Source organism: Colwellia sp. MB3u-41 (assembly GCF_014076845.1).
In the GTDB taxonomy this organism is placed as follows: Bacteria; Pseudomonadota; Gammaproteobacteria; order Enterobacterales; family Alteromonadaceae; genus Colwellia_A.
This window is the reverse complement of the sequence record NZ_JACGUT010000084.1, coordinates 538,020-559,765: the sequence shown is the minus strand read 5'-3', so window position 1 is coordinate 559,765 and position 21,746 is coordinate 538,020. Positions and strand designations below refer to the sequence as shown.

Sequence of the window (21,746 nt, the reverse complement as noted above, 5' to 3'; positions counted from 1 at the left end):
AGGCTTACCTTACTTTCAGGATTTATTTAATGTAATACCGTATCAGCTATCGTAATTTTGTCCAATTGCATTTTTAATAATTGCGCTGCAGGGTCCTTTGGACATTTTTCGACAAAATATTGATAATCATCGTAAGCGACTTTAAAACAATCGAGTTGATGTAATAAAAACCCTCTATCTCGACGCTCAAAGGGATCATCTGGCCGCAAAGCAATTAAAATATCGACACATTTTAGTGCTTGAGGAAACTGCCCTTCACGGATCAACGCATTTTTCAACGAGCTAACATGTTTAACAATTAGGCTTAATCTCGAAATATCTTCTATTTGATCACTTTGTGGATCACCATCAAGGTCGTCCATACATAAATCAAGCTCATGCCAGTTTAATGATTCTCCCGTAATGGGATCAAAAACAATCGCATAAAGTTCATCACATACTACACGGATCATATTTTTCTTTGGTACAAAGACCACATCAGTTTCAAAACCACAAAGACGAAATATATGACACAATACAATACTTTTTAATGCGGGCGACATTAACTTAAAATCAAGACCACTCTTTAACATATGAGCAGTAACTGGCCAAAAATCACGTTGGTTATCAATAAGCAGTTGTTCAATGAAAAGTTCATTGATCAATTGTTCAGCCTTTTCCAGATACTCTTCTGTATCAACAATCAATTCTGAACATTGTTCAACAATATGATCAAGATCTGCGGGATCAAAGTCACTATGACCAAAAACAACTTCTTCAATAAGGACAAAAGCGTCAATGAGGGATTTATCGTCATCATTGAGCTCGGAAAATAATAATTCATTCATACTGTAGTTTTTAATTGCTTACCCTATTGTAAAGTTATGGCTTATTTCGGAGGGAGGATATTAATTATAAAAATACCGTTTGTTTTGTTGTTGCTATTTTTACCGCTAACATGATCCAACTTATAGCACCTAAATAACCAATGATCTGCATCGTTCGATTACGTGCTAATTTTAAGGTGTAATAACCGGTAAATATATAAAAAATTATCGCTATAATTTTTTCGGCTAACCATAATTGTTCTAATGGGTTAATCGCTAATTTAACCGCTAGGCCAACACCTAATAACAATAAAAAGGTATCAACGATATGAGGACTTATTTTCAGCCATTTTTTATTTAATTGTGATGAACCCACCAGCGTTAATGCAAAACGGTAAGTGAACAATAGAATGGTTATTGCGACTAGCGTCATATGTAAATGTTTCATCGACATACCTCATTATTATTTTTATTTTTGTTGTCACTCAACATAATACAACAAGTGACTCGATCGTTTCCGGCATAATCTTTTAGTGTTTCAATCGATTGATAGCCTAATCGATGTAATATATCTCTAACACCTTCCCCTTGTTCAAAACCATGTTCTAAATAAAGCGCACCATTGTCTTTTAAGTAAACTTGTGCGTCTTTAGCAATGCGTTTGATATCTGCAAAGCCGTTATCACTAGCAACAAGTGCCGATAACGGTTCAAACCTAACATCACCTATCGCTAAGTGTTTATCGGCGCCATCGATATAGGGAGGGTTACTCACAATAATAGTAAACTTTTTATTTGCTGTTATATTGGAGAACCAATCACTTTGATAAATTTCAACATGTGATAGCTGCAAGCGTTGAGCGTTCTTTTTAGCTAAAGTTACCGCATCATCACTAAAATCAACCCCATGAATTTGCCATTGATTTTTTTCTGATGCTAACGCTAATGCAATAGCCCCAGTACCTGTGCCCAAATCTAAACAGGACAAATCATTTTCTACATGGCGCGCTAAAATGTGTTCAACGAGTAATTCTGTATCAGGACGAGGAATTAACGTTGCGGGTGACACGTAAAAAGGTAATGACCAAAATTCACGTTCTTGGGTGATATAAGCAATAGGTTCACCCTGTAAACGGCGTTCAAACAAGGCCATAAAAGCTTGAAAATCTTGCTCGGTTAGTTTTTTTTCAGGCCAAGTTAACAGGTAACTTGTTTCTTTGTTCAAAACAAAAGCGAGTAAAATTTTACAATCAAGTTTTGCGCTGTCTGAAAAGGCAGCGAGCAACTGCTGCCCTTGATTAATTATTTCAGCAAAGCTCTGCTGGCAATATGTTATTGACGATTTTAAAGATTCGCTCAAACCAGTAACTAGTTTTGTTCAGCGAGAGCCGCAAGTAAATCGGCTTGGTTTTCTAACATTATAGGCTCTAAAACTAAGTGCAGATTTCCTTCAAGGACCTCGTTTAAGCGATATAAGGTAAGATTAATACGGTGATCTGTCATACGCCCTTGTGGATAGTTATAAGTACGGATACGCTCTGAACGATCGCCACTTGCCACAAGATTTCGACGTGAAGACTCTTCTTCACTGCGGCGTTTTTCGTCTTCAGCTTGTTGTAAACGTGCTTGTAATACTGACATCGCTTGCGCACGGTTTTTATGCTGAGAGCGTTGCTCTTGACACTCGACAACGACACCCGTTGGAATATGTGTAATACGGATCGCCGAATCAGTTTTGTTAACGTGTTGTCCACCGGCACCTGATGCGCGGAATGTATCAACTTTTAAATCAGCTTTGTTAATTTCTATCGCATCCGCTTCTGGAATTTCAGGCATAACAACCACTGTACAGGCAGAAGTATGTACACGACCTTGAGATTCTGTTTCAGGCACACGTTGCACGCGATGACCGCCAGACTCAAACTTCATTTGTCCGTAGACACCTTCACCAATGACTTTGAAAATAACTTCTTTGTAGCCGCCTTGTTCACTTTCATTCGTGTTCATGACTTCTATACGCCAGCCTTTCTTTTCACAGTAACGGCTATACATACGATATAAATCGCCCGCAAAAATTGCGGCTTCATCACCACCCGCACCCGCCCGTAATTCAACAAAACAGTTATTGTTGTCATTTGGATCTTTAGGTAATAATAAAATTTGCAATTGATCAGTTAATTCTTCAATCATTTTCTTAGCGGATTTAAATTCTTCTTGCGCCATTTCACGCATATCAGGGTCTTCATCTTTTAGCATTTCTTCGGCTAAAGAAAAGTCTTCTTCTGCACTTTGGTAGTCATTAAACACACTAGTGACTGCTTCTAATTGAGAAAACTCTTTTGATAAGGCAATAAATTTTTCTTGATCCGAAAGTGTTCCAGGATCAGAAAGCAAGGCTTGAACTTCTTCAAAGCGCTCGACTAATATTTCAAGTTTTTGATAAACAGATTTATTCATTAAGAAATCTTATAATTAGGGAACAGCGGACGAAAATTGGTGGTCTGCAGTTTAAAGGGTTAGTTGTACACTTTCAATCAAAGGTGTAAAAAAGCTGTAAATAGCCAAGTTAGCCGAAATTACCATCTTCATATGTTTGGGATATACGGTAGTTAAGTACGGCTATTTAATATTATAAATGTCACGTAAGTAAACCAGTTTGTCTAATTCTCCACCTTGTGCAGCTGATTGAATAGCGCTGGTTGGTGCGTGCATAAATTTATTAGTCAATTTAGTAGCTAATTCAGCCATGATAGCCTCTGGTGATTTATTGCTTTGTAGCTGTACAAGGGCTTTTTCAAGTAATAAATCGCGGTGCTCTAAACACTGCTTGCGATAGTCTATAACGGTATCTTGCGTATTTAAGCCGCGAAGCCATGACATAAAAACATCTGACTGCGAAGAAACAATCGCCTCAGCTTGAACCGCTTCTTTGCGACGGTTCGCTAAATTTTTGGCAATAATGCCTTGTAAGTCGTCAACAGTGTATAAAAAAACATCTTCTAAATCGCCTACTTGCTCTTCGATATCGCGAGGAACCGCTAAATCGACCATAAAAATAGGTCGATGCTTACGTTTTCGTAATGCGTGTTCAACCATTCCTTTACCGATAATAGGCAAAGTACTACCCGTTGAACTAATAACGATATCGGCATCAGCCATCCTGTCAGGGATTTGCGCTAACGTAATAACATCTGCGCCAATGGCGCCTGCCATTGCTTCGGCTCGTGCAAGAGTACGATTAGCGACGGTTATTTTACCCACTTTATTTTCGTATAAATGTTTAGCAACCAGCTCGATGGTGTCACCGGCCCCAACTAAAAGCACTTTTACATTTTCAAGATTAGCAAAAATATGCTTTGCTAAATTTACCGAAGCGAAAGCCACTGAAACAGCGCTAGCGCCGATTTCTGTTTCTGTACGAACTTGTTTAGCAACACCAAAAGTGCGTTGAAATAAACGGTCCATGATTAATGACATAGAGCCTGCAGCTTTTGCTTGGCTATAAGCTTGCTTCATTTGACCCAGGATTTGCGGTTCGCCTAAAACTAAAGAATCAAGGCCACAAGCTACACGCATCATGTGGTTAACCGCTTGTTGATCGGTATGCCAATATAAACTAGGCGTGATAATTGAAGCAGGTACATTATGATGTTGTTCTAACCACCGCACGACTTTCTCTTGGGTAATACTGACATCACCTTCTTGAACTAAATAGAGTTCGGTTCGATTACAGGTTGATAAAATCGCTGCTTCGCGACATTTTACGTTCCCAAGTAATTCAGTTAATGCCACACTTAAGTTGTCGGGGTTAAAAGAGATTTTCTCTCTAACAGCAACGGGGGCAGTTTTGTGATTGATTCCAACAGCAACTATCGACATAACGGGAACTATTCAGCCTTAATATACGATTAATACAAAAAATAAAAATTATCGTTGACCAATTTATTTTCGATTAATCTTTTCATTAACCACATTATTAGTCAGGTTTTACAAAAAACCTATGATCTATAATAAATAATGATGTTAATTTTACGAAAAATCACAGAAAATTAAAAGCACCAAATACGCGACAACGCGATATTTTAACGTTTAACTTAATATTAATGGCTTATATGAACAAATTAAGAGTATCATTTTTCATTTTTCTCAGTTTATTCCTGATACTTTTGTCTGGTTGTCGTTCCTTAACAAATAACCATCAGCAAATTACAGAACATCAGAACATCACCGAGCGCACTAAAAAACTTAAAACATTGTCCACTTGGAAAATTCAGGGGAAAATAGCCATTATTAGCCCCAAAGAGCGCCATAGTCTAACACTTAATTGGCTCTACCAAGAGAATAATAATCGTCAAACATTGAATTTAAGTACGGTACTGGGTATTCAAGTGTTTAAGCTAGAATCGTTAAATGGTGTGCATGTAATTAACGTTGATGGTGAACGTTACCAAAGTTCAGATTTAAATGCCCTGCTTTCATCTCTGACAAGTTTTACTCTGCCAACACAGGCAATGACCTTTTGGTTAAAAGGCTTACCTTATTTAGCCCATGATAAAATTACTTACAACGATAAAACGCAATTACCGACAACATTGACCAGCTATCATGACAAAAAAATATGGCAGCTAAAATATGGGGGGTATCAGCAGGTAGAGCAATATCAATTGGCAACGAAGTTCTCCATAAAACAAGATAACATCACCATTAAAATTAATGTTCATCAATGGGACGTCACAAGCAATGATTAATACTCACGAACAATTCCACCGTTTTCCGGCCCCTGCCAAGCTTAATTTATTCCTCCATATTATTGGTCAACGTAGCGATGGTTATCATCAGTTACAAACCATTTTTCAGTTCTTAGATCACAGCGATACTATAGATATAAAAGTTACCAAGGGTAATCGAATTGAATTACTTACCCCTATTGACGGCGTCTTAAATGAAGATAACTTAATTGTTAAAGCCGCTCAGTTATTACAAAAACATTTAATAGACAATAAAGTACTAGAGAACTCGTTAAGTGGTGATAAGCAAAAGTTAGGCGCACAAATAAAAATCACAAAAATTCTCCCCATGGGAGGCGGCTTAGGCGGAGGTTCTTCAAACGCTGCAACAATTTTATTAGCCTTAAACACCTTGTGGAAAGCTAACTTAACAATAGCTGAATTAGCACAACTTGGTTTATCACTTGGCGCTGACGTGCCTATTTTTATACATGGCTTTGCCGCTTTTGCTGAAGGTATTGGTGAAGAACTGACCCCTGTTACACCTAAAGAAAGTTGGTTTTTAGTCAGTAAACCCAACGTAAGCATTTCTACTGCCAGTGTTTTTACCTCTCCTCATTTAATCCGTAACACTGCGAAAGTTAATTTAAATGATGATATTAGTAAGTTAGACATAGACTTATGCCACAATGACTGCCAAACCTTAGTAATAAAAGACTATCCTGAGGTTGCCAAGTTACTGGCTTGGTTGGTAGAATACGCGCCTTCTCGTATGACTGGTACCGGAGCGTGTATTTTTTCCCGCTTTGATACTGAGCAAGAGGCCTGTCGCATTCAGTCATTACTTCCTAAGGGAATAATTTCTTTTGTGGCAAAAGGTATGAATATTTCTCCTTTACGTAACGTTATTGATCGTTTAGTAACATTACAAAAAAGTAATTGAGCATAATAATACCCATGAGAATTTATTTTCATAAAATGCTAAGAACCACTGGAAAAAATTTAATAATTTGCTAATAGTAAACTCACGTTTAACTAATAGCGTAACTTAATATGTCAAAAGTTTCCGAGGAACTGACCGTGCCTGACATGAAAATATTTGCGGGTAATGCCACCCCTGAACTGGCCAAGAAAGTAGCTGATCGTCTATACATGACTTTAGGCGATGCCAAAGTTGGTAGTTTTAGTGATGGTGAAATTAGTGTTGAAATTAACGAAAACGTGCGCGGTGCGGATGTTTTTATTCTTCAATCAACTTGTGCGCCAACAAACAATAACCTAATGGAATTAATTGTAATGATTGACGCATTACGCCGAGCATCTGCTGGTCGTATTACTGCCGTTATTCCATATTTTGGTTATGCTCGACAAGATAGACGTGTGCGCAGTGCACGTGTGCCAATTACGGCAAAAGTTGTTGCTGACTTTTTATCAAGTGTCGGTGTTGACCGCGTATTAACGGTTGACTTACACGCAGAGCAAATTCAAGGTTTCTTCGATGTACCTGTAGATAACGTATTTGGCACCCCTATTTTACTTGAAGATATGATTTCTCGTGATTTAGATAACCCAATTGTGGTTTCTCCTGATATTGGTGGTGTAGTTCGCGCTCGCGCTGTAGCTAAGCTACTTAATGAAGCTGACCTTGCCATTATCGATAAGCGTCGTCCAAAAGCTAATGTAGCACAAGTTATGCACATTATTGGTGATGTTGCTGACCGTGACTGTATCATTGTTGACGATATGATAGATACCGGTGGCACGCTAGCCAAAGCGGCTGAAGCATTAAAAGCACATGGCGCAAAACGCGTTATCGCTTACGCGACTCATCCAGTACTTTCAGGTAATGCCGCGCAAAACTTAAGAGACTCTGTAATTGACGAGTTAGTGGTAACCGATTCTATTCCGCTTACTGATGAAATTAAAGCATTAGGCATTGTTCGCCAATTAACCTTAAGTGGTATGTTGTCTGAAGCGATTCGCCGTGTATGTAACGAAGAGTCAATTTCAGCAATGTTTGACAGCTAAGCATTTACTGACAATACAACGTAATAAATAATAAAGCCCCGAGTAACTCTTACTCGGGGCTTTTTCATTTAAAGCGACTCACAATTTATTTATAGTCGAATGTATAAACGTTGTTCGTGTTTTTTTGAGCGGTACTGACCAAAATCGACCATTGCTTGGTTAATGAATTGACTGCAGTGCATAAGAAATCAATACAGATGGGTTATTTTACTCTAGATAAGCCGAGGTGCTAGCACTGTTAACCGTTCATATAGCGAAGGGTTGTCCTGTTCTAACAATAGTAACAATTTTTTATGACTACTTCCTATAGAAGCGCCATAATCAATTAACGTCTCAATATAATAAAGTGTTGAATCATTTTCTTTTAGTAGCTTTAAAAGTGCCATATCTAAAGGGTCAACTCCTAGTGTGCGGGGGTTAACACTAACACCGTTATTAAGAAAAAAATCAAACATATCACGCGAATCAAAAATAACAAGTGTCTGACTAATACCATTTCGCCCTTGTTTATCAACGCCGTGAATATCAAGGCCGAGAGGAATTAACGCTTTTGTGAGAACTACATTATTCTTTAATGCAAGTATGGTTAATACTTCTGGTTGAAACTGTGCCCCTAGACCTAATAACTTTTTAATGACTTCTATCGGGGCGTTATTTGAAATGGCTTTAAACAAAGCTAAATTTAATGTTGTAACATCAGCAACATTCAGCAAATCAGTCAAAGATAAAAATGATTCCCAGTCATTGTCACGTGATGACTTAAATAATCCTTCCATAGCATTAACAAGATCAATATCAATATTCTCAAGTATTTCTTTTTTACTTGCTTCTGTCTCTGTTGAATTAAGAAGTTTAGCTTTATATATAGCATCATTTTGTAGTTTTTTACTTAAACTAGCAGTGTTTACTAACATTTTAGTATTGGATATATTACTTTTTGTTTCCTTATTTTTTATGATTATCTTTTCTGAAATAGCCATATCTAATTCACTACTTGACGAAATTGTATTTTCATTATCACTACTTGTGCCTTGAAAGATTATAAAGTAAACAAACACACAAACTAAAGAAAACATTATAAGTAACTTCATTATCAACCTTTACCTTTTTTTTTTATTAATGAAATCAATATGGCGATTACGGTAAACATAATAATATCTACAATAGATATATCTATTACTCCACGTATATAATACGAGGACAATATATTAACAAGGCATAAAAAAACAAAAGCTGCTCCTACCTCCATCCATTTTATTTGATTAAGTTTTTTAAACATAATATACCTATTGTTTTATAATTAACTTTAATTATTATCTTTACTACTTACACTTTGCATTTGCATCAAAAAAATCTTCGTCAGCGGACCTTCTATCTATATCACGAGTTAGAACTGTAGCAGCTTCACAAGCATAAACTAAAGGTTTAAGCCTTAAAGCTAAGCAGAGAAAACCATTAGCTACGGAGATTTTGTCAATAAAAGCGTATTCATCATGCTTTGGAACTAATGCCGCTCTTTTACATTGTGTAATGGATGTTTCCTTATTATTTATCTAAAATATCAGCTAACGCCGCTAAGCAAAGCGTTACGTTTTCAGTTCGAGCCGCATACCCCATCAAACCAATTCGCCATGCTTTACCCGCAAAGCCGCCAAGACCAGCGCCAATTTCTAAATTATAGTCGTTTAGTAACGTTTGACGAACAAGGGCATCATCAACACCTTGGGGGATCAATACCGTATTTAATTGTGGCAAGCGGTACGGTTCTTCAACCACAAACTTAATACCTAATTTCGTTAATCCCTGCTTTAATTTCTGATGCTGTTTATCATGGCGTTCCCAAGCATTCTCTAATCCTTCGTTTTGCAACATCACCAAAGATTCATGTAAAGCATATAAAGAATTAACGGGGGCAGTATGATGATAACTACGCTTACCCGAACCGCCCCAATACCCCATAACCAAAGATAAATCTAAAAACCAACTAGGGACTTTAGATTTTCTACTTGTTAATTTTTCGACCGCTTTTGCACTAAAGCTAATGGGCGATATGCCAGGTACACACGATAAACACTTCTGGCTACCTGAGTAAACAGCATCAATACCCCAGTCATCAACTCTAAGCTCAACACCACCTAACGAAGTCACCGCATCCACTATCGATAATGCTGAGTTTTCCCGCGCTATTTCACATAATGTTTTTGCGTCAGATAACACACCGGTAGATGTTTCAGCATGAACAAACGCTAGAAATTTAACCTCAGCATTATCTTTAAAAGCTTGTTTTACTTTTTCAACACAAACAGGAGTCCCCCATTCATCATTAATAACAATGGCTATAGCGCCTAATCGTTCGACATTTTCAACCATGCGAGAACCAAAAACGCCATTCACACACACAATGACTTTTTCGCCTGGCTCAACTAAGTTTACAAAACAAGTTTCCATACCAGCAGAGCCTGGCGCTGAAACAGCCATCGTTAATTCATTTTTTGTTTGGAAAGCATACTGAAGTAAAACTTTAATTTCGTCCATCATCTGAACAAACTCAGGATCCAAATGACCAATTGTTGGGCGACCTAAGGCAGATAAAACGCGCGGTGAAACATCACTAGGTCCAGGACCCATTAAAGTACGAGGAGTCGGATAAAAAGATGTAATTGTCATAGTTAATTCTCTTATAAGCATTATACATTACTGAGTATTAGGCACATATATAGCCGTTATTAATCAAGATTCAGTTTTCAGAGTGGACTTTTAATGGTAACGGGTATAATACCCAACTTTCAATATAAAAATATTTATAACCGTCATTTAGCGCAATGATATCGACAACAGACAGGAATAATTAATCACTTATAATAATATTAACGTTGGATCTGTTTAAGTTGAGGTGTTATTATGCCGCGCCTTTTATAGCGATTAGATTAAATTCGATGGCTATTTTATAAAGGTTCACGGTTGTTTTTGGTCGCAAAAAACAACTCAACTAACTATTTAATATTAGGTATTAAAAAATGACTGATTTATTTACTTTAGAAGCTGAAGTTCGTACTGACCTAGGGAAAGGTGCGAGCCGCCGCCTACGTCATGCAAACAAAGTTCCTGCAATTTTATACGGTGAAGGCCAAGAGCCTGTTTCTTTAACGTTAGAGCACAAAAATGTTTACCGTGCACAACAAGAAGAAGCATTTTACTCTCACGTTTTAACGGTAAACATTGACGGCAAGCCAGTTGAGTGTCTTTTAAAAGATATGCAACGTCACCCGTTCAAGCAACTTGTAATGCATTTAGATTTCCTACGCATTGATGCAACTCATGCAGTTCACGTTAACGCTCCTATTCACTTCCTTAACGAAGAAGAAGCAGAGAAAAAAGGTGGCAAAATTGCTCACCAGATTAATGAAATTGCAATTAGCTGTTTACCTGCTAACATTCCAGAGTTCATCGAAATTGATGTTGCTGGTTTAGAACTTGGGCAAACATTGCATTTATCAGACGTTACATTGCCTAAAGGCGTAACATCTGACGAATTAGCAAAAGGCGAAGATCATGATCAAGCTGTTGTTTCATTAAATGCCCCGAAAGGCGTAAGTGAAGAAACAGAAGCAGAAGAAGCTACTGAATAATCATTAAGTTTATACTTAAATGACTATTCAACTAGTTGTGGGCCTGGGTAATCCAGGCCCCGAATATACAAAAACCCGCCACAATGCCGGAGTTTGGTTCGTCGAAGAACTCGCTTCTCGCTACAACATTTCCCTTAGACCAGAAAAAAAATATTTCGGACTTTATGGCAAAGGCCTAATAGGTAACGAAGTTGTTCATTTACTTGTTCCAACAACGTTTATGAATAGAAGTGGTCAGTCTGTAGCTCCCCTTGCTAATTTTTTCCGTATTCCCTTAGAAAACATCCTTGTTGCTCATGATGAGTTAGACATGGAACCAGGAGTCTGTAAAATTAAAAAAGGTGGTGGGCACGGTGGACATAACGGCTTGCGTGATATTATATCTAGCATGGCGAATAACAAAGAATTTTATCGGTTACGCATTGGTATTGGCCACCCAGGTCATAGAGATCGCGTTACCGGACATGTACTTGGCAAAGCACCAGCTATTGACCAAGACAAAATAGATCAAGCGATTGATGAGGCAAGCCGATGTATCGATATTTGGCAAACAGACGATTTGAAGAAAGCTCAAAACCGTTTGCATTCATTCAAACCGCTATAACTTAAACTTCAAAAAAATTTTGCAAAACAATTAAGGTATTATCATGGGATTCAAATGCGGTATTGTTGGCTTGCCCAACGTTGGTAAATCAACACTTTTCAATGCATTAACAAAAGCAGGTATTGAGGCGGCTAACTTTCCATTTTGTACTATTGAACCTAATACAGGTGTCGTTCCAGTACCAGATCCTCGTTTAGATGCTTTAGCCAAAATTGTAAACCCAGAGCGCGTTCTAGCAACCACCATGGAATTTGTTGATATTGCGGGTTTAGTCGCTGGCGCTTCTAAAGGTGAAGGTTTAGGTAATAAGTTCCTTGCTAACATTCGTGAAACCGATGCAATTGGTCACGTAGTGCGTTGTTTTGATAATGACAATATCATTCATGTTGCCAATAAGGTCAGCCCTAGTGATGATATAGAGGTGATCAATACCGAGCTGGCTTTGTCTGATATGGACACAGCAGAACGTGCAATTTTTCGTTTAGCAAAAAAAGCTAAAGGAGGTGATGCAGATGCTAAATTTGAAATGCCAGTATTAGAGAAGATATTAAAGCATGTTGAAGAAGGTCATATGATACGTTCTTTAACCTTATCTAAAGAAGAAAAAGCAGCTGTCGACTACTTAAACTTTTTAACACTTAAGCCGACTATGTATATTGCTAATGTTAATGATGATGGTTTTGAAAATAACCCTTACCTAGATAAAGTGCAAGCAATAGCCGATGCCGAAGGTGCAATCGTTGTTGCTGTTTGCGCTGAAATTGAAAGCGAATTGTCTGAAATGGATGATGAAGACCGTGTTGAATTTATGGCTGACCTTGGACTAGAAGAACCTGGGCTTAATCGTGTTATTAATGCTGGTTATTCTTTGCTTCACTTACAAACCTATTTTACAGCAGGTGTAAAAGAAGTACGTGCATGGACAGTAAAGCAAAATGCTACGGCTCCACAAGCTGCTGGCGTTATTCATACCGACTTTGAAAAAGGCTTTATTCGCGCAGAAGTTATTGCCTACGATCACTTTATCGAGTTCAATGGCGAATCAGGTGCTAAAGAGTCCGGTAAATGGCGTCTAGAAGGAAAAGAGTACCGCGTTAAAGATGGTGACGTAGTTCACTTCAGATTCAATGTTTAATCGTATAAGTTAACATAACTATAAAGGAGCTTCGGCTCCTTTTTTGTTTTTTAAAAGCAAGTAATAGCAAGCATTAAATCCAGAGAATCCATTAACAAATAAAAAACATAAATAAAACATAATAAAAACAAAAGGCTAATCAATTCAAAAAACGCAAAAAAAAATCTTGTTTTATCTCTAAAATATACCACAATTACGTTTTAAACTGTCTGATATAAGAAAAACGTACGCCTATCAGATCACAAACCTCGACAATAAAAATAAATATAAAGGCAAACCATGAAAAAAACACTTCTAGTCGCTAGTTTGATTGCAGCTTCAGTAACTTTTGCACCTGTTACTAAGGCAGACAACATGTCTCTTCGTATTTGCGAATACATTGCAGCAAATGATAAAAACCGCTTACGCTCATTCATGAAACAAAATAAATTGAAAATTCGCACTCTTTTTAAAAACATTGAATGTAATGGACAAAATTTATTAGTTTTTGCAGCATCAAACAACGCTTTGGAAACCGGAGAGTTCTTAATAGGTAAAGTCCCTGCGAAAAAGGTTGCTGAACATATTGCCGAAATTGGAAAATACTCAAAACATTTAGAAGAAGAAGCGAAAGATCGCGTAAATTAATCATAATTTGATATCTACGGTTCTTTACCATAAAGCAAGAACATACCGTTCTTGCTTTTATTTTAAAGAGACTGTGCTTTCCTAGAATATTAAACACCCAATTTGTAGACTAAACAAGCAAACAGAAAAAAATTACCCTTTTTTATAAAAAAACGGTTGACGTAGCCTAAGCAGATTTGCATAATACGCGCCACTTGCTGAGAGGCAATACGGAAAGGCTACATAGCTCAGCTGGTTAGAGCACATCACTCATAATGATGGGGTCCCAGGTTCAAATCCCGGTGTAGCCACCATTTAACTCTTAGTAGTGATAGAAGAAATGCGGGTTTGGCGGAATTGGTAGACGCGCTGGATTTAGGTTCCAGTATCGAAAGATGTGAGAGTTCAAGTCTCTTGACCCGTACCATTCTAACTAACATTTATCACCATGATATTTGTTAGGAAGTAAGTAACATTGCAGGGGTATAGCCAAGCGGTAAGGCAGCTGGTTTTGATCCAGTCATTCAGAGGTTCAAATCCTCTTACCCCTGCCACTTTCTTGTTTAACATTCCTTTTTTAAAACTCAATCAGTCTTTATTAAAATTAATATTAAACATAATAAGTGTCGTATTTACACGTTATTTAGAATACCTACAGGGGTATAGCCAAGCGGTAAGGCAGCTGGTTTTGATCCAGTCATTCAGAGGTTCAAATCCTCTTACCCCTGCCACTTTTTTGTTTATTATTTCTTTTTAAAACGTAATTAGTCTTTATTAAAAAAATAGTAAACATTACTGAGTGACATAATAATTATTTGAAGTGTCTACAAGGCTATTAACGCTTAGTAGTATTACAAGCAATGCGGGTTTGGCGGAATTGGTAGACGCGCTGGATTTAGGTTCCAGTATCGAAAGATGTGAGAGTTCAAGTCTCTTGACCCGTACCATTCTAACTAACACATATCATCATGGTAGTTGTTAGAAAATAATTGACATTACAGGGGTATAGCCAAGCGGTAAGGCAGCTGGTTTTGATCCAGTCATTCAGAGGTTCAAATCCTCTTACCCCTGCCATTCTTTTTAAATATTACCTTAAACACCCAAGACATATTATCTTAAGATTTAATGTCTTACTGCATTGAAAAATTCCTTTTAAGATTGATTGTCACTTCAACTTATACACCACAAGCATAGGCTAATGCCTTCTTTTTTAAAAAAGGTATCTTATTAGCCATAGCAAGCCCTATATTACGAAAGATTTTCACAGCAGGCGACGGGTGACTAAAAGCTACATATAATGAATCCATGGTAGACATCATCAATAAATTGTCTTTGCGCCGCTTTGTTTCATAGCGTGACAAAACACTAGGCTCATGCCAACATTCATTATTACCAATAGCACTAGCAATTACTGTTTGTAATGCCTTTACGTCTTTAAAGCCTAAATTCACGCCTTGTCCTGCCATTGGATTAATGGTGTGTGCTGCATCACCTAATAATAGAACTCTGTTTTTTTGATAAGTATTTGCATGTCTACGCGTTAAAGGAAATGCCCCTTTATCAATGACCTTTATTTTTCCTAGTCGTTGAGGAAAAGTTTCTAAAATCTCGACTTGCAGTTGTTCACACGATAATGAAGATAAACGTTTCATCTCATCTTTACCTTGATACCAAACTAAAGAAGCATAACCGCCTAACTCACTTTTCCCGGGTAAAGGGAGCAAGGCTAAAGGACCTGTCTCAAAAAACTGCTGCCAAGTAATATCTTGCTGCGGGGTTTGTGTCTCAATATTGATTAACATCGCTGATTGCTGATAGTCCCAGCCTGTTATACCAATATTAGCTAATTTTCTAACGTGCGAATTAGCGCCATCAGCAGCAATCAATAGTTTTGCCGTGATTTTTTGAGTTTTTCCTTGCTCAGTTACAGCTGAGTTATCGGCTAAAGTTATCGCTATCTCATTTGTAGACTGAGTAAAGCTCTCCAAATTGGCTGGCGAAAATAAAGTAACCTGAGAATGGTTTTTAATTTGTTGCCACAACGCAAGTTGAACTAAACGATTTTCAATAATATGACCTAAGTGGGATTGTTCAATATCATCGGCATTAAATTCAGTATAACTGGCTTGATGCTCCCAAACCCCTAATCGTTTATAAGGACACAACCTCCACTGCTGTAATTGCGGCCATGCTCCCAACTGTGTTAACAAATGTTCAGAGGCAAGTGAGATGGCTGAAACCCGTAAATCTAATGCTTGGGTTTTGTCAAAACAATAAGGTTGATGCTGCTCGACAAGAGCAACAGTTAGCCCCAAATTTGCTAATGACAACGCGCTAGCCGCTCCAACCATACCACCACCAACAACTACACAATCAAAATGATTCATAAAATTTACACTTAATTATTTAATGATTTTCGTCGTTATTCTAACTAACCTATAACACTTATACGAATATTATTATTAGTGACAGCAAATAATTGATAAGGCTTACATTGCTTTACTTAAAGTTTAATCGGGTACTGGCGTCAAGCGTCAAGAAGGAGTAAAATACGCATCCTTAAATTGAACTAACACAGAAGCTATACGTTTCATGTTAGCTTCTTTAGACTTTAAATATTTAATGAGTGGAAAGTTAATGAGTAAAAAGCTATACATCAAAACTTGGGGTTGCCAAATGAACGAGTATGACTCGCAGAAAATGGCTGAATTATTAGACTCAACACATGGTTTTGTATTAGCCGACGAAGCTGAAGATGCTGATGTCATCTTGTTAAACACTTGTTCTATACGCGAAAAAGCGCAAGAAAAAGTATTTCATCAGCTAGGCCGATGGAAACACCTAAAAGACAATAAACCGGGTCTATTGATTGGCGTTGGTGGCTGCGTGGCTTCACAAGAAGGTGAAGCAATTCGTCAACGAGCACCTTACGTTGATATGGTTTTTGGACCACAAACCTTGCATCGCTTGCCAGAAATGATCCAACAAGTTACCGGAGATCATAATCCCGTTGTTGATGTAAGCTTTCCTGAAATTGAAAAGTTTGATCGCCTACCTGAGCCTAAAGCTGATGGCGCAAGCGCTTTTGTATCCATAATGGAAGGCTGTAGTAAATACTGTACGTTCTGTGTTGTGCCTTACACCCGTGGTGAAGAAGTGAGTCGTCCACTTGACGATGTGTTATATGAAATAGCCCAACTTGCTGCACAAGGTGTCCGTGAAGTTAATTTATTAGGGCAAAATGTCAACGGCTATCGTGGTATTACTCATGATGATGAAATTTGTCGTTTTTCTGAGTTATTGCGTTTGGTTGCTACTGTTGACGGCATTGACAGAGTGCGTTATACAACTTCACACCCTATTGAATTTACTGATGATATTATTGAGGTCTACAAAGACGTCCCTGAGTTAGTCAGCCACTTACATTTGCCAGTTCAAAGTGGTTCCGATCGCATTTTAACGCAAATGAAGCGTGGCCATACCGCCTTAGAGTATAAATCTCAAATTCGAAAACTTAAGAAAGTACGCCCGGATATTTGTATGAGCTCAGATTTCATTATTGGCTTCCCTGGCGAAACTGATGCAGATTTCCAAGCAACAATGGATCTTATTAAAGCGGTTGATTTCGATTTAAGCTTTAGCTTTATTTATAGCGCGCGCCCAGGTACTCCAGCAGCAGATATGATTGATGATATTTCTGATATCACTAAAAAAGAGCGTTTACAAATTCTTCAAGACCAAATTACCCATCAAGCGCTTCGTATTGCTCGCCAAATGCTTAATACAGAACAACGTATTTTAGTTGAAGGCCCTTCAAAGAAAAATCCAATGGAGTTAAGGGGTAAAACAGAAAATAACCGCACAGTGAACTTTCTTGCTCCACATACCGTAATAGGACAATTTGTCGATGTAAATATCACTGATGTTTACGCTAACTCATTACGTGGTGAATTGGTTCGTCAAGAAAGTGAAATGGGGTTACGTATTGCACACTCTCCACAAGACATTCTAGCTAACAGTCACCACACAACTAGTGTCAATAACATTGACGATTTAGGTGTCGGTACTTTTACACCTTAACGATTAACCATAGCCTATAAAAACGGATATAAATTTGACTATAAGTATTAGCAAACAATTTGACTTAGCACCACTTGATAACAATCGCCTAGCGAATTTATGTGGTGCTATGGACGATAACTTAAAAACAATTGAACGCCGGTTAGGCGTTAAAATAAGTTACAGCAGTAATCAATTTAAAGTGACGGGCGAACCTGCAAACTGTGATGCCGTGATTATATTGCTTAAAAATTTATATATTGAAACAGCAACTGTCAAAAATGAACGAAAAGAAATCAGTGAAAAAATTGTACATTTAGCCATTTTAGACGTAAAAGTACTTGAGCAAGAACCGCCTAAGGTTGATGTTGATTTTGATAAGTTGGTGACGATAAAGACCCAACGTGGCGTAGTAAAACCTCGCAACCCTAATCAACAAAGCTATGTGCATAATATTATGAATAATGATATTAGTTTTGGTGTGGGTGTTGCCGGAACGGGCAAAACTTATTTAGCGGTTGCTTGTGCAATTCAAGCCTTAGAGAAACAAGAAGTACGACGGATTTTGTTAACTCGCCCTGCGGTTGAGGCGGGTGAAAAGCTTGGCTTTCTCCCTGGTGATTTATCACAAAAAGTCGATCCCTACCTGCGCCCATTATATGACGCACTCTTTGAAATGCTTGGCTTTGAAAAAGTTCAGAAACTGATTGAGCGAAATGTTATTGAAATAGCCCCTCTTGCCTATATGCGTGGTAGAACATTGAACGATGCTTTTATTATTCTTGATGAAAGTCAAAACACCACGGTTGAACAAATGAAAATGTTCTTAACCCGTATTGGTTTTAATGCGCGTGCGGTTATCACCGGTGATATTACTCAAGTCGATTTACCCCGTGGTGCAAAATCAGGCTTACGACATGCTATTGAAGTACTTGATGATATTCCTGGCATTAGTTTTAACTATTTTCAATCAAAAGACATTGTTCGCCACCCGGTTGTGGCTAGAATTGTTGATGCATATGATGCTTTTGAACAAAAAGAAAAACGTTTAAAAGATGAAAAAAGAAATAAAGCGGCACTTGATGCTATGGATAATCAATAGTGGCAACACTACTCGATCTTCAACATGCTTGTGATGCCAAAAATTTACCCAGCAATGAACAGTTTCAATCTTGGGTAAATATCGCTTTAAATAATGATAAAACGGATTTTGAACTTACCATTCGTCTCGTTGACGTTAAAGAAAGCCAGTCTCTGAACTTACAGTATCGTGGAAAAGATAAACCGACCAATGTTTTATCATTTCCTTTTGAAGTACCTGAAGGAATTGAACTAGACTTGCTTGGAGATTTGGTGATTTGTGCTGAGGTTGTTGCCCAAGAAGCGAATATTCAGCACAAAACTCTTGATAATCATTGGGCTCATATGGTTATTCATGGCTGCTTACATCTATTAGGTTACGATCATATTGATGATGTAGAGGCCACTGAAATGGAAGCACTTGAAACGAAGTTACTGAAAATACTCGAAATATCAGATCCCTATATTATAAGTGAATAAATTCATTCATTTATAATCCATTACAAAAATATCAATTTACTACTTGAATTTATTGTCAATTGATTAGAAACTAAGCAACAAGTTAACTTACAGGAAATAAATAAGCTCTATGAGCGATGACCACCCCCACTCTAGCAACGGCTCTGCAAATAAATCGATACTTGATAAATTAGTACAAGTTTTCACTGGAGAGCCCAAAAATAAAGATGAACTGGTTGACGTATTAAATGACGCAGAAGATCGCGACTTAATTAAACCTGAAACTAAATTAATGATCCAAGGTGTATTAGAAGTTTCTGATATGCGTGTCCGCGATATTATGATCCCAAGATCACAAATGGTCACGCTTGATATTAACGACCCTATCGAACTTTCCTTACCTATCATTCTAGAGTCGGGACACTCTAGATTTCCTGTTATTAACGACGATATAGATCACATTGAAGGTATTTTATTGGCTAAAGACTTGCTTGCTTACGGTTTTGGTCAGCAAGAAGAGTGTACAATAGCAAAGGTTATTCGTCCGTCTATTATCGTTCCAGAAAGCAAACGAGTAGAACCATTGTTACAAGAATTTCGCTCGCAGCGCTATCATATGGCCATTGTTGTAGACGAATACGGTGGTGTTTCAGGTGTGGTTACCATTGAAGATATTCTTGAATTGATTGTTGGCGAAATTGAAGATGAAACTGATGATGAAATTGAACAAGACATAAAGTACCTTGCTGGTAATGTTTATCAAGTGAAAGCGCTCACAGAGCTTGATGACTTTAATGAATACTTCAATACTCAATTTAATGGCAATGACGCAGATACTATCGGCGGTGTAGTTTTACATCAATTTGGCCATATGCCCAAAAAAGGTGAATTAATAACGATAGGTGATTTTGAATTCAAAATTACTGCGGGTGATAATCGACGTATCCAAAGTTTGCATATTACCGTTCCAAAAGATCATAAAATAACTGGCAAAATTGTCGACTAACCTTGATAAATATCAATACGCTTGTTAATCGCCTAATACACCCGCTACGCGCTAACTTATTTAATAAGCGTAACTGGCTCAGCTTTATTGCTGGGCTAAGTTTAGTGCTTGCATACGCGCCATTTTCTCAATGGTGGGTCATGTTTGTTGTTCTGCCATTATTTTTTAATTCAATTAATGGTGCAGAGGTAAAGACAGCAGCAAAACAAGGCTTTATTTTTGGGTTAGGCTGGTTTGCTAGCGGTATTAGTTGGGTGCATGTCAGTATTGATCAATATGGTGGTTTACCACTGTTTTTTTCACTTTTATTGATGTTATTACTTTGCTGTTATCTAGCGCTTTATCCTGCACTTGCATGTTATTTATCAAGTAGATTTGCACCAAAGCGGCAATTTTCATTGTGGCTACTGCCACCTTTTTGGCTCATTGCTGAATACTTACGCGCTAATCTTTTAACGGGGTTCCCCTGGTTATCCATTGGCTACAGCCAAATAGACGGTCCTTTATCAAGCTTCGCTCCCTTAGTGGGTGAAGTAGGTATTGGCGCTATTTTACTGGCAAGTAGCATCACCTTAATAAATATTGTTAATAACCATTACCGAAAGTCACACTTATTACTGTTAGTGTGCATTTTTACCAGCGCCTTTTCATTGTCAAATGTACAATGGTTAACTCTCACGGGCAAGACAGTAACAACAGCACTCGTTCAAGGTAATATTGAACAATCAATGAAATGGCAGCCAGAAAGAGAGTGGCCGACGTTATTAAAATATCTTGACCATGCCCGAGAAAACTATGATGCCGATATTATTGTTTGGCCAGAGTCAGCTGTAACAGCACTAGAGCCAACAGCACAAGACTTTCTGACTATGGCTGATAAGTCGGCGGCATTGAATAATAGTGCCATTATTACTGGTATTTTGAATTATAAATATGACTCAAAAGCTTACTTTAATTCACTGATCGTACTCGGTAAGAAAGAAAGTGATGACGAGACTGGGCACTATCGCTACGGACACCCTAATCGTTATAATAAAAGCCATCTTCTGCCTATCGGTGAGTTTGTTCCTTTTGGAGAATTACTCAGAAAAGTTGCACCAATATTTAATTTACAATATTCATCATTTACCCGTGGAGATTATATTCAACCAAACCTGATGGCTAAGGGGTATCACCTCTTACCACTTATTTGTTTCGAAATAGCCTTTCCTGAGCAACTCGCCGCTAACTTTACTGATGAAACCAATATTTTACTCACCGTAAGCAATGATTCATGGTTTGGAGATTCACATGGTCCTCATCAGCATTTAGAAATTGCACGAATGCGCGCGCTGGAGTTTGGTCGACCTTTACTTCGCGCAACGAACAACGGTGTTACCGCCATTGTTGATTATCGAGGTAATATTGAAGCTAAACTGCCACAATTCACTGAAACTGTGCTCAAAGCAGAAATCAAGTTAGTACATGGGAAAACATTTTATAGTCAATATTGGCAATTTATTCAGGGGTTACTGCCATTAATACTGTTAATTTTATTTTTCTCCCTTTATCCTCTATTGAATAAAAATAATACATTAAAAAATAAAAATTATAAAACCTAGGATTTAT

The 21,746-nt window shown here is 37.7% G+C and carries 20 protein-coding genes and 6 tRNA genes; 18 read left to right on the top strand and 8 right to left on the bottom strand.

The window, feature by feature from the left end; translation table 11 throughout:
- Window positions 1–26: 26 nt before the first annotated feature.
- The 5 genes from H4J73_RS19175 to hemA form a co-directional block, all read right to left on the bottom strand.
- On the bottom strand, window positions 27–827 hold the full coding sequence (locus H4J73_RS19175) for a SirB1 family protein (RefSeq protein ID WP_182182062.1): 801 nt from the start codon (window positions 825–827) through the stop codon (window positions 27–29).
- Window positions 828–891: 64 nt separating this feature from the next.
- Window positions 892–1,254, bottom strand: coding sequence for a SirB2 family protein (locus tag H4J73_RS19170; RefSeq protein ID WP_182182061.1), 363 nt, complete (start codon window positions 1,252–1,254; stop codon window positions 892–894).
- Window positions 1,251–2,165, bottom strand: coding sequence for a peptide chain release factor N(5)-glutamine methyltransferase (gene prmC, locus H4J73_RS19165; protein ID WP_220460130.1), 915 nt, complete (start codon window positions 2,163–2,165; stop codon window positions 1,251–1,253). Before prmC ends, H4J73_RS19170 begins: the two co-directional genes overlap by 4 nt.
- Window positions 2,166–2,173: 8 nt before the next feature.
- Window positions 2,174–3,262 (bottom strand): peptide chain release factor 1, encoded by a 1,089-nt coding sequence (prfA, locus tag H4J73_RS19160; RefSeq protein ID WP_182182060.1) that lies wholly within the window; start codon window positions 3,260–3,262, stop codon window positions 2,174–2,176.
- A gap of 162 nt (window positions 3,263–3,424) precedes the next feature.
- On the bottom strand, window positions 3,425–4,684 hold the full coding sequence (hemA, locus tag H4J73_RS19155) for a glutamyl-tRNA reductase (RefSeq protein WP_182182059.1): 1,260 nt from the start codon (window positions 4,682–4,684) through the stop codon (window positions 3,425–3,427).
- Window positions 4,685–4,917: 233 nt separating this feature from the next.
- On the opposite strand from hemA, the gene lolB reads away from it, so the two are divergent.
- The 3 genes from lolB to H4J73_RS19140 all read left to right on the top strand — a co-directional run bounded on the left by lolB (window position 4,918) and on the right by H4J73_RS19140 (window position 7,560).
- A complete protein-coding gene (gene lolB, locus H4J73_RS19150) occupies window positions 4,918–5,553 on the top strand; it encodes a lipoprotein insertase outer membrane protein LolB (protein ID WP_182182058.1) in 636 nt (211 codons plus the stop codon).
- The gene (ispE, locus tag H4J73_RS19145) at window positions 5,546–6,475 is read left to right on the top strand and encodes a 4-(cytidine 5'-diphospho)-2-C-methyl-D-erythritol kinase (RefSeq protein ID WP_182182057.1); all 930 of its coding nucleotides are present in this window, start codon (window positions 5,546–5,548) and stop codon (window positions 6,473–6,475) included. Before lolB ends, ispE begins: the two co-directional genes overlap by 8 nt.
- Before the next feature lie 137 nt (window positions 6,476–6,612).
- Window positions 6,613–7,560: a ribose-phosphate pyrophosphokinase gene (locus H4J73_RS19140; protein WP_182182135.1), complete on the top strand. Its 948-nt coding sequence runs from the start codon at window positions 6,613–6,615 to the stop codon at window positions 7,558–7,560.
- A 212-nt stretch (window positions 7,561–7,772) separates the two neighbouring features.
- On the opposite strand, the gene H4J73_RS19135 is transcribed toward H4J73_RS19140, so the two are convergent.
- Together H4J73_RS19135 and H4J73_RS19130 are read right to left on the bottom strand one after the other, a co-directional pair.
- Window positions 7,773–8,651, bottom strand: coding sequence for a hypothetical protein (locus tag H4J73_RS19135; protein ID WP_182182056.1), 879 nt, complete (start codon window positions 8,649–8,651; stop codon window positions 7,773–7,775).
- Between the two features lie 454 nt (window positions 8,652–9,105).
- On the bottom strand, window positions 9,106–10,227 hold the full coding sequence (locus H4J73_RS19130; RefSeq protein WP_182223379.1) for an alanine--glyoxylate aminotransferase family protein: 1,122 nt from the start codon (window positions 10,225–10,227) through the stop codon (window positions 9,106–9,108).
- Window positions 10,228–10,577: 350 nt separating this feature from the next.
- On the opposite strand from H4J73_RS19130, the gene H4J73_RS19125 reads away from it, so the two are divergent.
- From H4J73_RS19125 to H4J73_RS19080, 10 genes are all read left to right on the top strand, one after another.
- A complete protein-coding gene (locus tag H4J73_RS19125; RefSeq protein WP_182182053.1) occupies window positions 10,578–11,189 on the top strand; it encodes a 50S ribosomal protein L25/general stress protein Ctc in 612 nt (203 codons plus the stop codon).
- Window positions 11,190–11,208: 19 nt separating this feature from the next.
- Complete coding sequence (gene pth, locus H4J73_RS19120; protein WP_182182052.1) at window positions 11,209–11,793, top strand: aminoacyl-tRNA hydrolase; 585 nt, start codon at window positions 11,209–11,211, stop codon at window positions 11,791–11,793.
- A 43-nt stretch (window positions 11,794–11,836) separates the two neighbouring features.
- A complete protein-coding gene (gene ychF, locus H4J73_RS19115) occupies window positions 11,837–12,928 on the top strand; it encodes a redox-regulated ATPase YchF (RefSeq protein ID WP_182182051.1) in 1,092 nt (363 codons plus the stop codon).
- Between the two features lie 279 nt (window positions 12,929–13,207).
- Window positions 13,208–13,555, top strand: a complete 348-nt coding sequence (locus H4J73_RS19110) for a DUF3718 domain-containing protein (RefSeq protein ID WP_182182050.1) — start codon at window positions 13,208–13,210, stop codon at window positions 13,553–13,555.
- 216 nt (window positions 13,556–13,771) lie between these two features.
- A tRNA-Met gene (locus H4J73_RS19105) sits at window positions 13,772–13,848 on the top strand.
- 28 nt (window positions 13,849–13,876) lie between these two features.
- Window positions 13,877–13,961, top strand: a tRNA-Leu gene (locus H4J73_RS19100).
- Between the two features lie 52 nt (window positions 13,962–14,013).
- Window positions 14,014–14,088, top strand: a tRNA-Gln gene (locus H4J73_RS19095).
- Between the two features lie 102 nt (window positions 14,089–14,190).
- Window positions 14,191–14,265, top strand: a tRNA-Gln gene (locus tag H4J73_RS19090).
- Window positions 14,266–14,396: 131 nt separating this feature from the next.
- Window positions 14,397–14,481, top strand: a tRNA-Leu gene (locus H4J73_RS19085).
- 52 nt (window positions 14,482–14,533) lie between these two features.
- A tRNA-Gln gene (locus H4J73_RS19080) sits at window positions 14,534–14,608 on the top strand.
- A 101-nt stretch (window positions 14,609–14,709) separates the two neighbouring features.
- On the opposite strand, the gene H4J73_RS19075 is transcribed toward H4J73_RS19080, so the two are convergent.
- Complete coding sequence (locus tag H4J73_RS19075) at window positions 14,710–15,921, bottom strand: FAD-dependent oxidoreductase (protein WP_182182049.1); 1,212 nt, start codon at window positions 15,919–15,921, stop codon at window positions 14,710–14,712.
- Window positions 15,922–16,171: 250 nt separating this feature from the next.
- On the opposite strand from H4J73_RS19075, the gene miaB reads away from it, so the two are divergent.
- The 5 genes from miaB (at window position 16,172) to lnt (ending at window position 21,739) form a co-directional block, all read left to right on the top strand.
- Entirely contained in the window at window positions 16,172–17,614 is a 1,443-nt protein-coding gene (gene miaB / locus H4J73_RS19070; protein ID WP_182182048.1) for a tRNA (N6-isopentenyl adenosine(37)-C2)-methylthiotransferase MiaB, read from the top strand.
- A gap of 34 nt (window positions 17,615–17,648) precedes the next feature.
- Entirely contained in the window at window positions 17,649–18,695 is a 1,047-nt protein-coding gene (locus H4J73_RS19065) for a PhoH family protein (protein ID WP_259366517.1), read from the top strand.
- Window positions 18,695–19,153 (top strand): rRNA maturation RNase YbeY, encoded by a 459-nt coding sequence (gene ybeY, locus H4J73_RS19060; protein ID WP_182182047.1) that lies wholly within the window; start codon window positions 18,695–18,697, stop codon window positions 19,151–19,153. The genes H4J73_RS19065 and ybeY overlap by 1 nt, the downstream gene beginning before the upstream one ends.
- 109 nt (window positions 19,154–19,262) lie before the next feature.
- Window positions 19,263–20,138 carry an HlyC/CorC family transporter gene (locus tag H4J73_RS19055; RefSeq protein WP_182182046.1) on the top strand — a complete coding sequence of 292 codons (876 nt, stop codon included), beginning with the start codon at window positions 19,263–19,265 and terminating at the stop codon, window positions 20,136–20,138.
- Window positions 20,139–20,140: 2 nt separating this feature from the next.
- A complete protein-coding gene (gene lnt / locus H4J73_RS19050; protein ID WP_220460128.1) occupies window positions 20,141–21,739 on the top strand; it encodes an apolipoprotein N-acyltransferase in 1,599 nt (532 codons plus the stop codon).
- Window positions 21,740–21,746: the final 7 nt, after the last annotated feature.

Excerpts from the sequence above, each read along its gene's own strand:
- H4J73_RS19175 (WP_182182062.1), bottom strand. The coding sequence starts at position 827 with ATGAATGAATTATTATTTTCCGAGCTCAATGATGACGATAAATCCCTC.
- H4J73_RS19170 (WP_182182061.1), bottom strand. The coding sequence starts at position 1,254 with ATGAAACATTTACATATGACGCTAGTCGCAATAACCATTCTATTGTTC.
- prfA (WP_182182060.1), bottom strand. The coding sequence starts at position 3,262 with ATGAATAAATCTGTTTATCAAAAACTTGAAATATTAGTCGAGCGCTTT.
- hemA (WP_182182059.1), bottom strand. The coding sequence starts at position 4,684 with ATGTCGATAGTTGCTGTTGGAATCAATCACAAAACTGCCCCCGTTGCT.
- lolB (WP_182182058.1), top strand. The coding sequence starts at position 4,918 with ATGAACAAATTAAGAGTATCATTTTTCATTTTTCTCAGTTTATTCCTG.
- ispE (WP_182182057.1), top strand. The coding sequence starts at position 5,546 with ATGATTAATACTCACGAACAATTCCACCGTTTTCCGGCCCCTGCCAAG.
- H4J73_RS19135 (WP_182182056.1), bottom strand. The coding sequence starts at position 8,651 with ATGAAGTTACTTATAATGTTTTCTTTAGTTTGTGTGTTTGTTTACTTT.
- H4J73_RS19130 (WP_182223379.1), bottom strand. The coding sequence starts at position 10,227 with ATGACAATTACATCTTTTTATCCGACTCCTCGTACTTTAATGGGTCCT.
- H4J73_RS19125 (WP_182182053.1), top strand. The coding sequence starts at position 10,578 with ATGACTGATTTATTTACTTTAGAAGCTGAAGTTCGTACTGACCTAGGG.
- pth (WP_182182052.1), top strand. The coding sequence starts at position 11,209 with ATGACTATTCAACTAGTTGTGGGCCTGGGTAATCCAGGCCCCGAATAT.
- ychF (WP_182182051.1), top strand. The coding sequence starts at position 11,837 with ATGGGATTCAAATGCGGTATTGTTGGCTTGCCCAACGTTGGTAAATCA.
- H4J73_RS19110 (WP_182182050.1), top strand. The coding sequence starts at position 13,208 with ATGAAAAAAACACTTCTAGTCGCTAGTTTGATTGCAGCTTCAGTAACT.
- H4J73_RS19075 (WP_182182049.1), bottom strand. The coding sequence starts at position 15,921 with ATGAATCATTTTGATTGTGTAGTTGTTGGTGGTGGTATGGTTGGAGCG.
- miaB (WP_182182048.1), top strand. The coding sequence starts at position 16,172 with ATGAGTAAAAAGCTATACATCAAAACTTGGGGTTGCCAAATGAACGAG.
- H4J73_RS19055 (WP_182182046.1), top strand. The coding sequence starts at position 19,263 with ATGAGCGATGACCACCCCCACTCTAGCAACGGCTCTGCAAATAAATCG.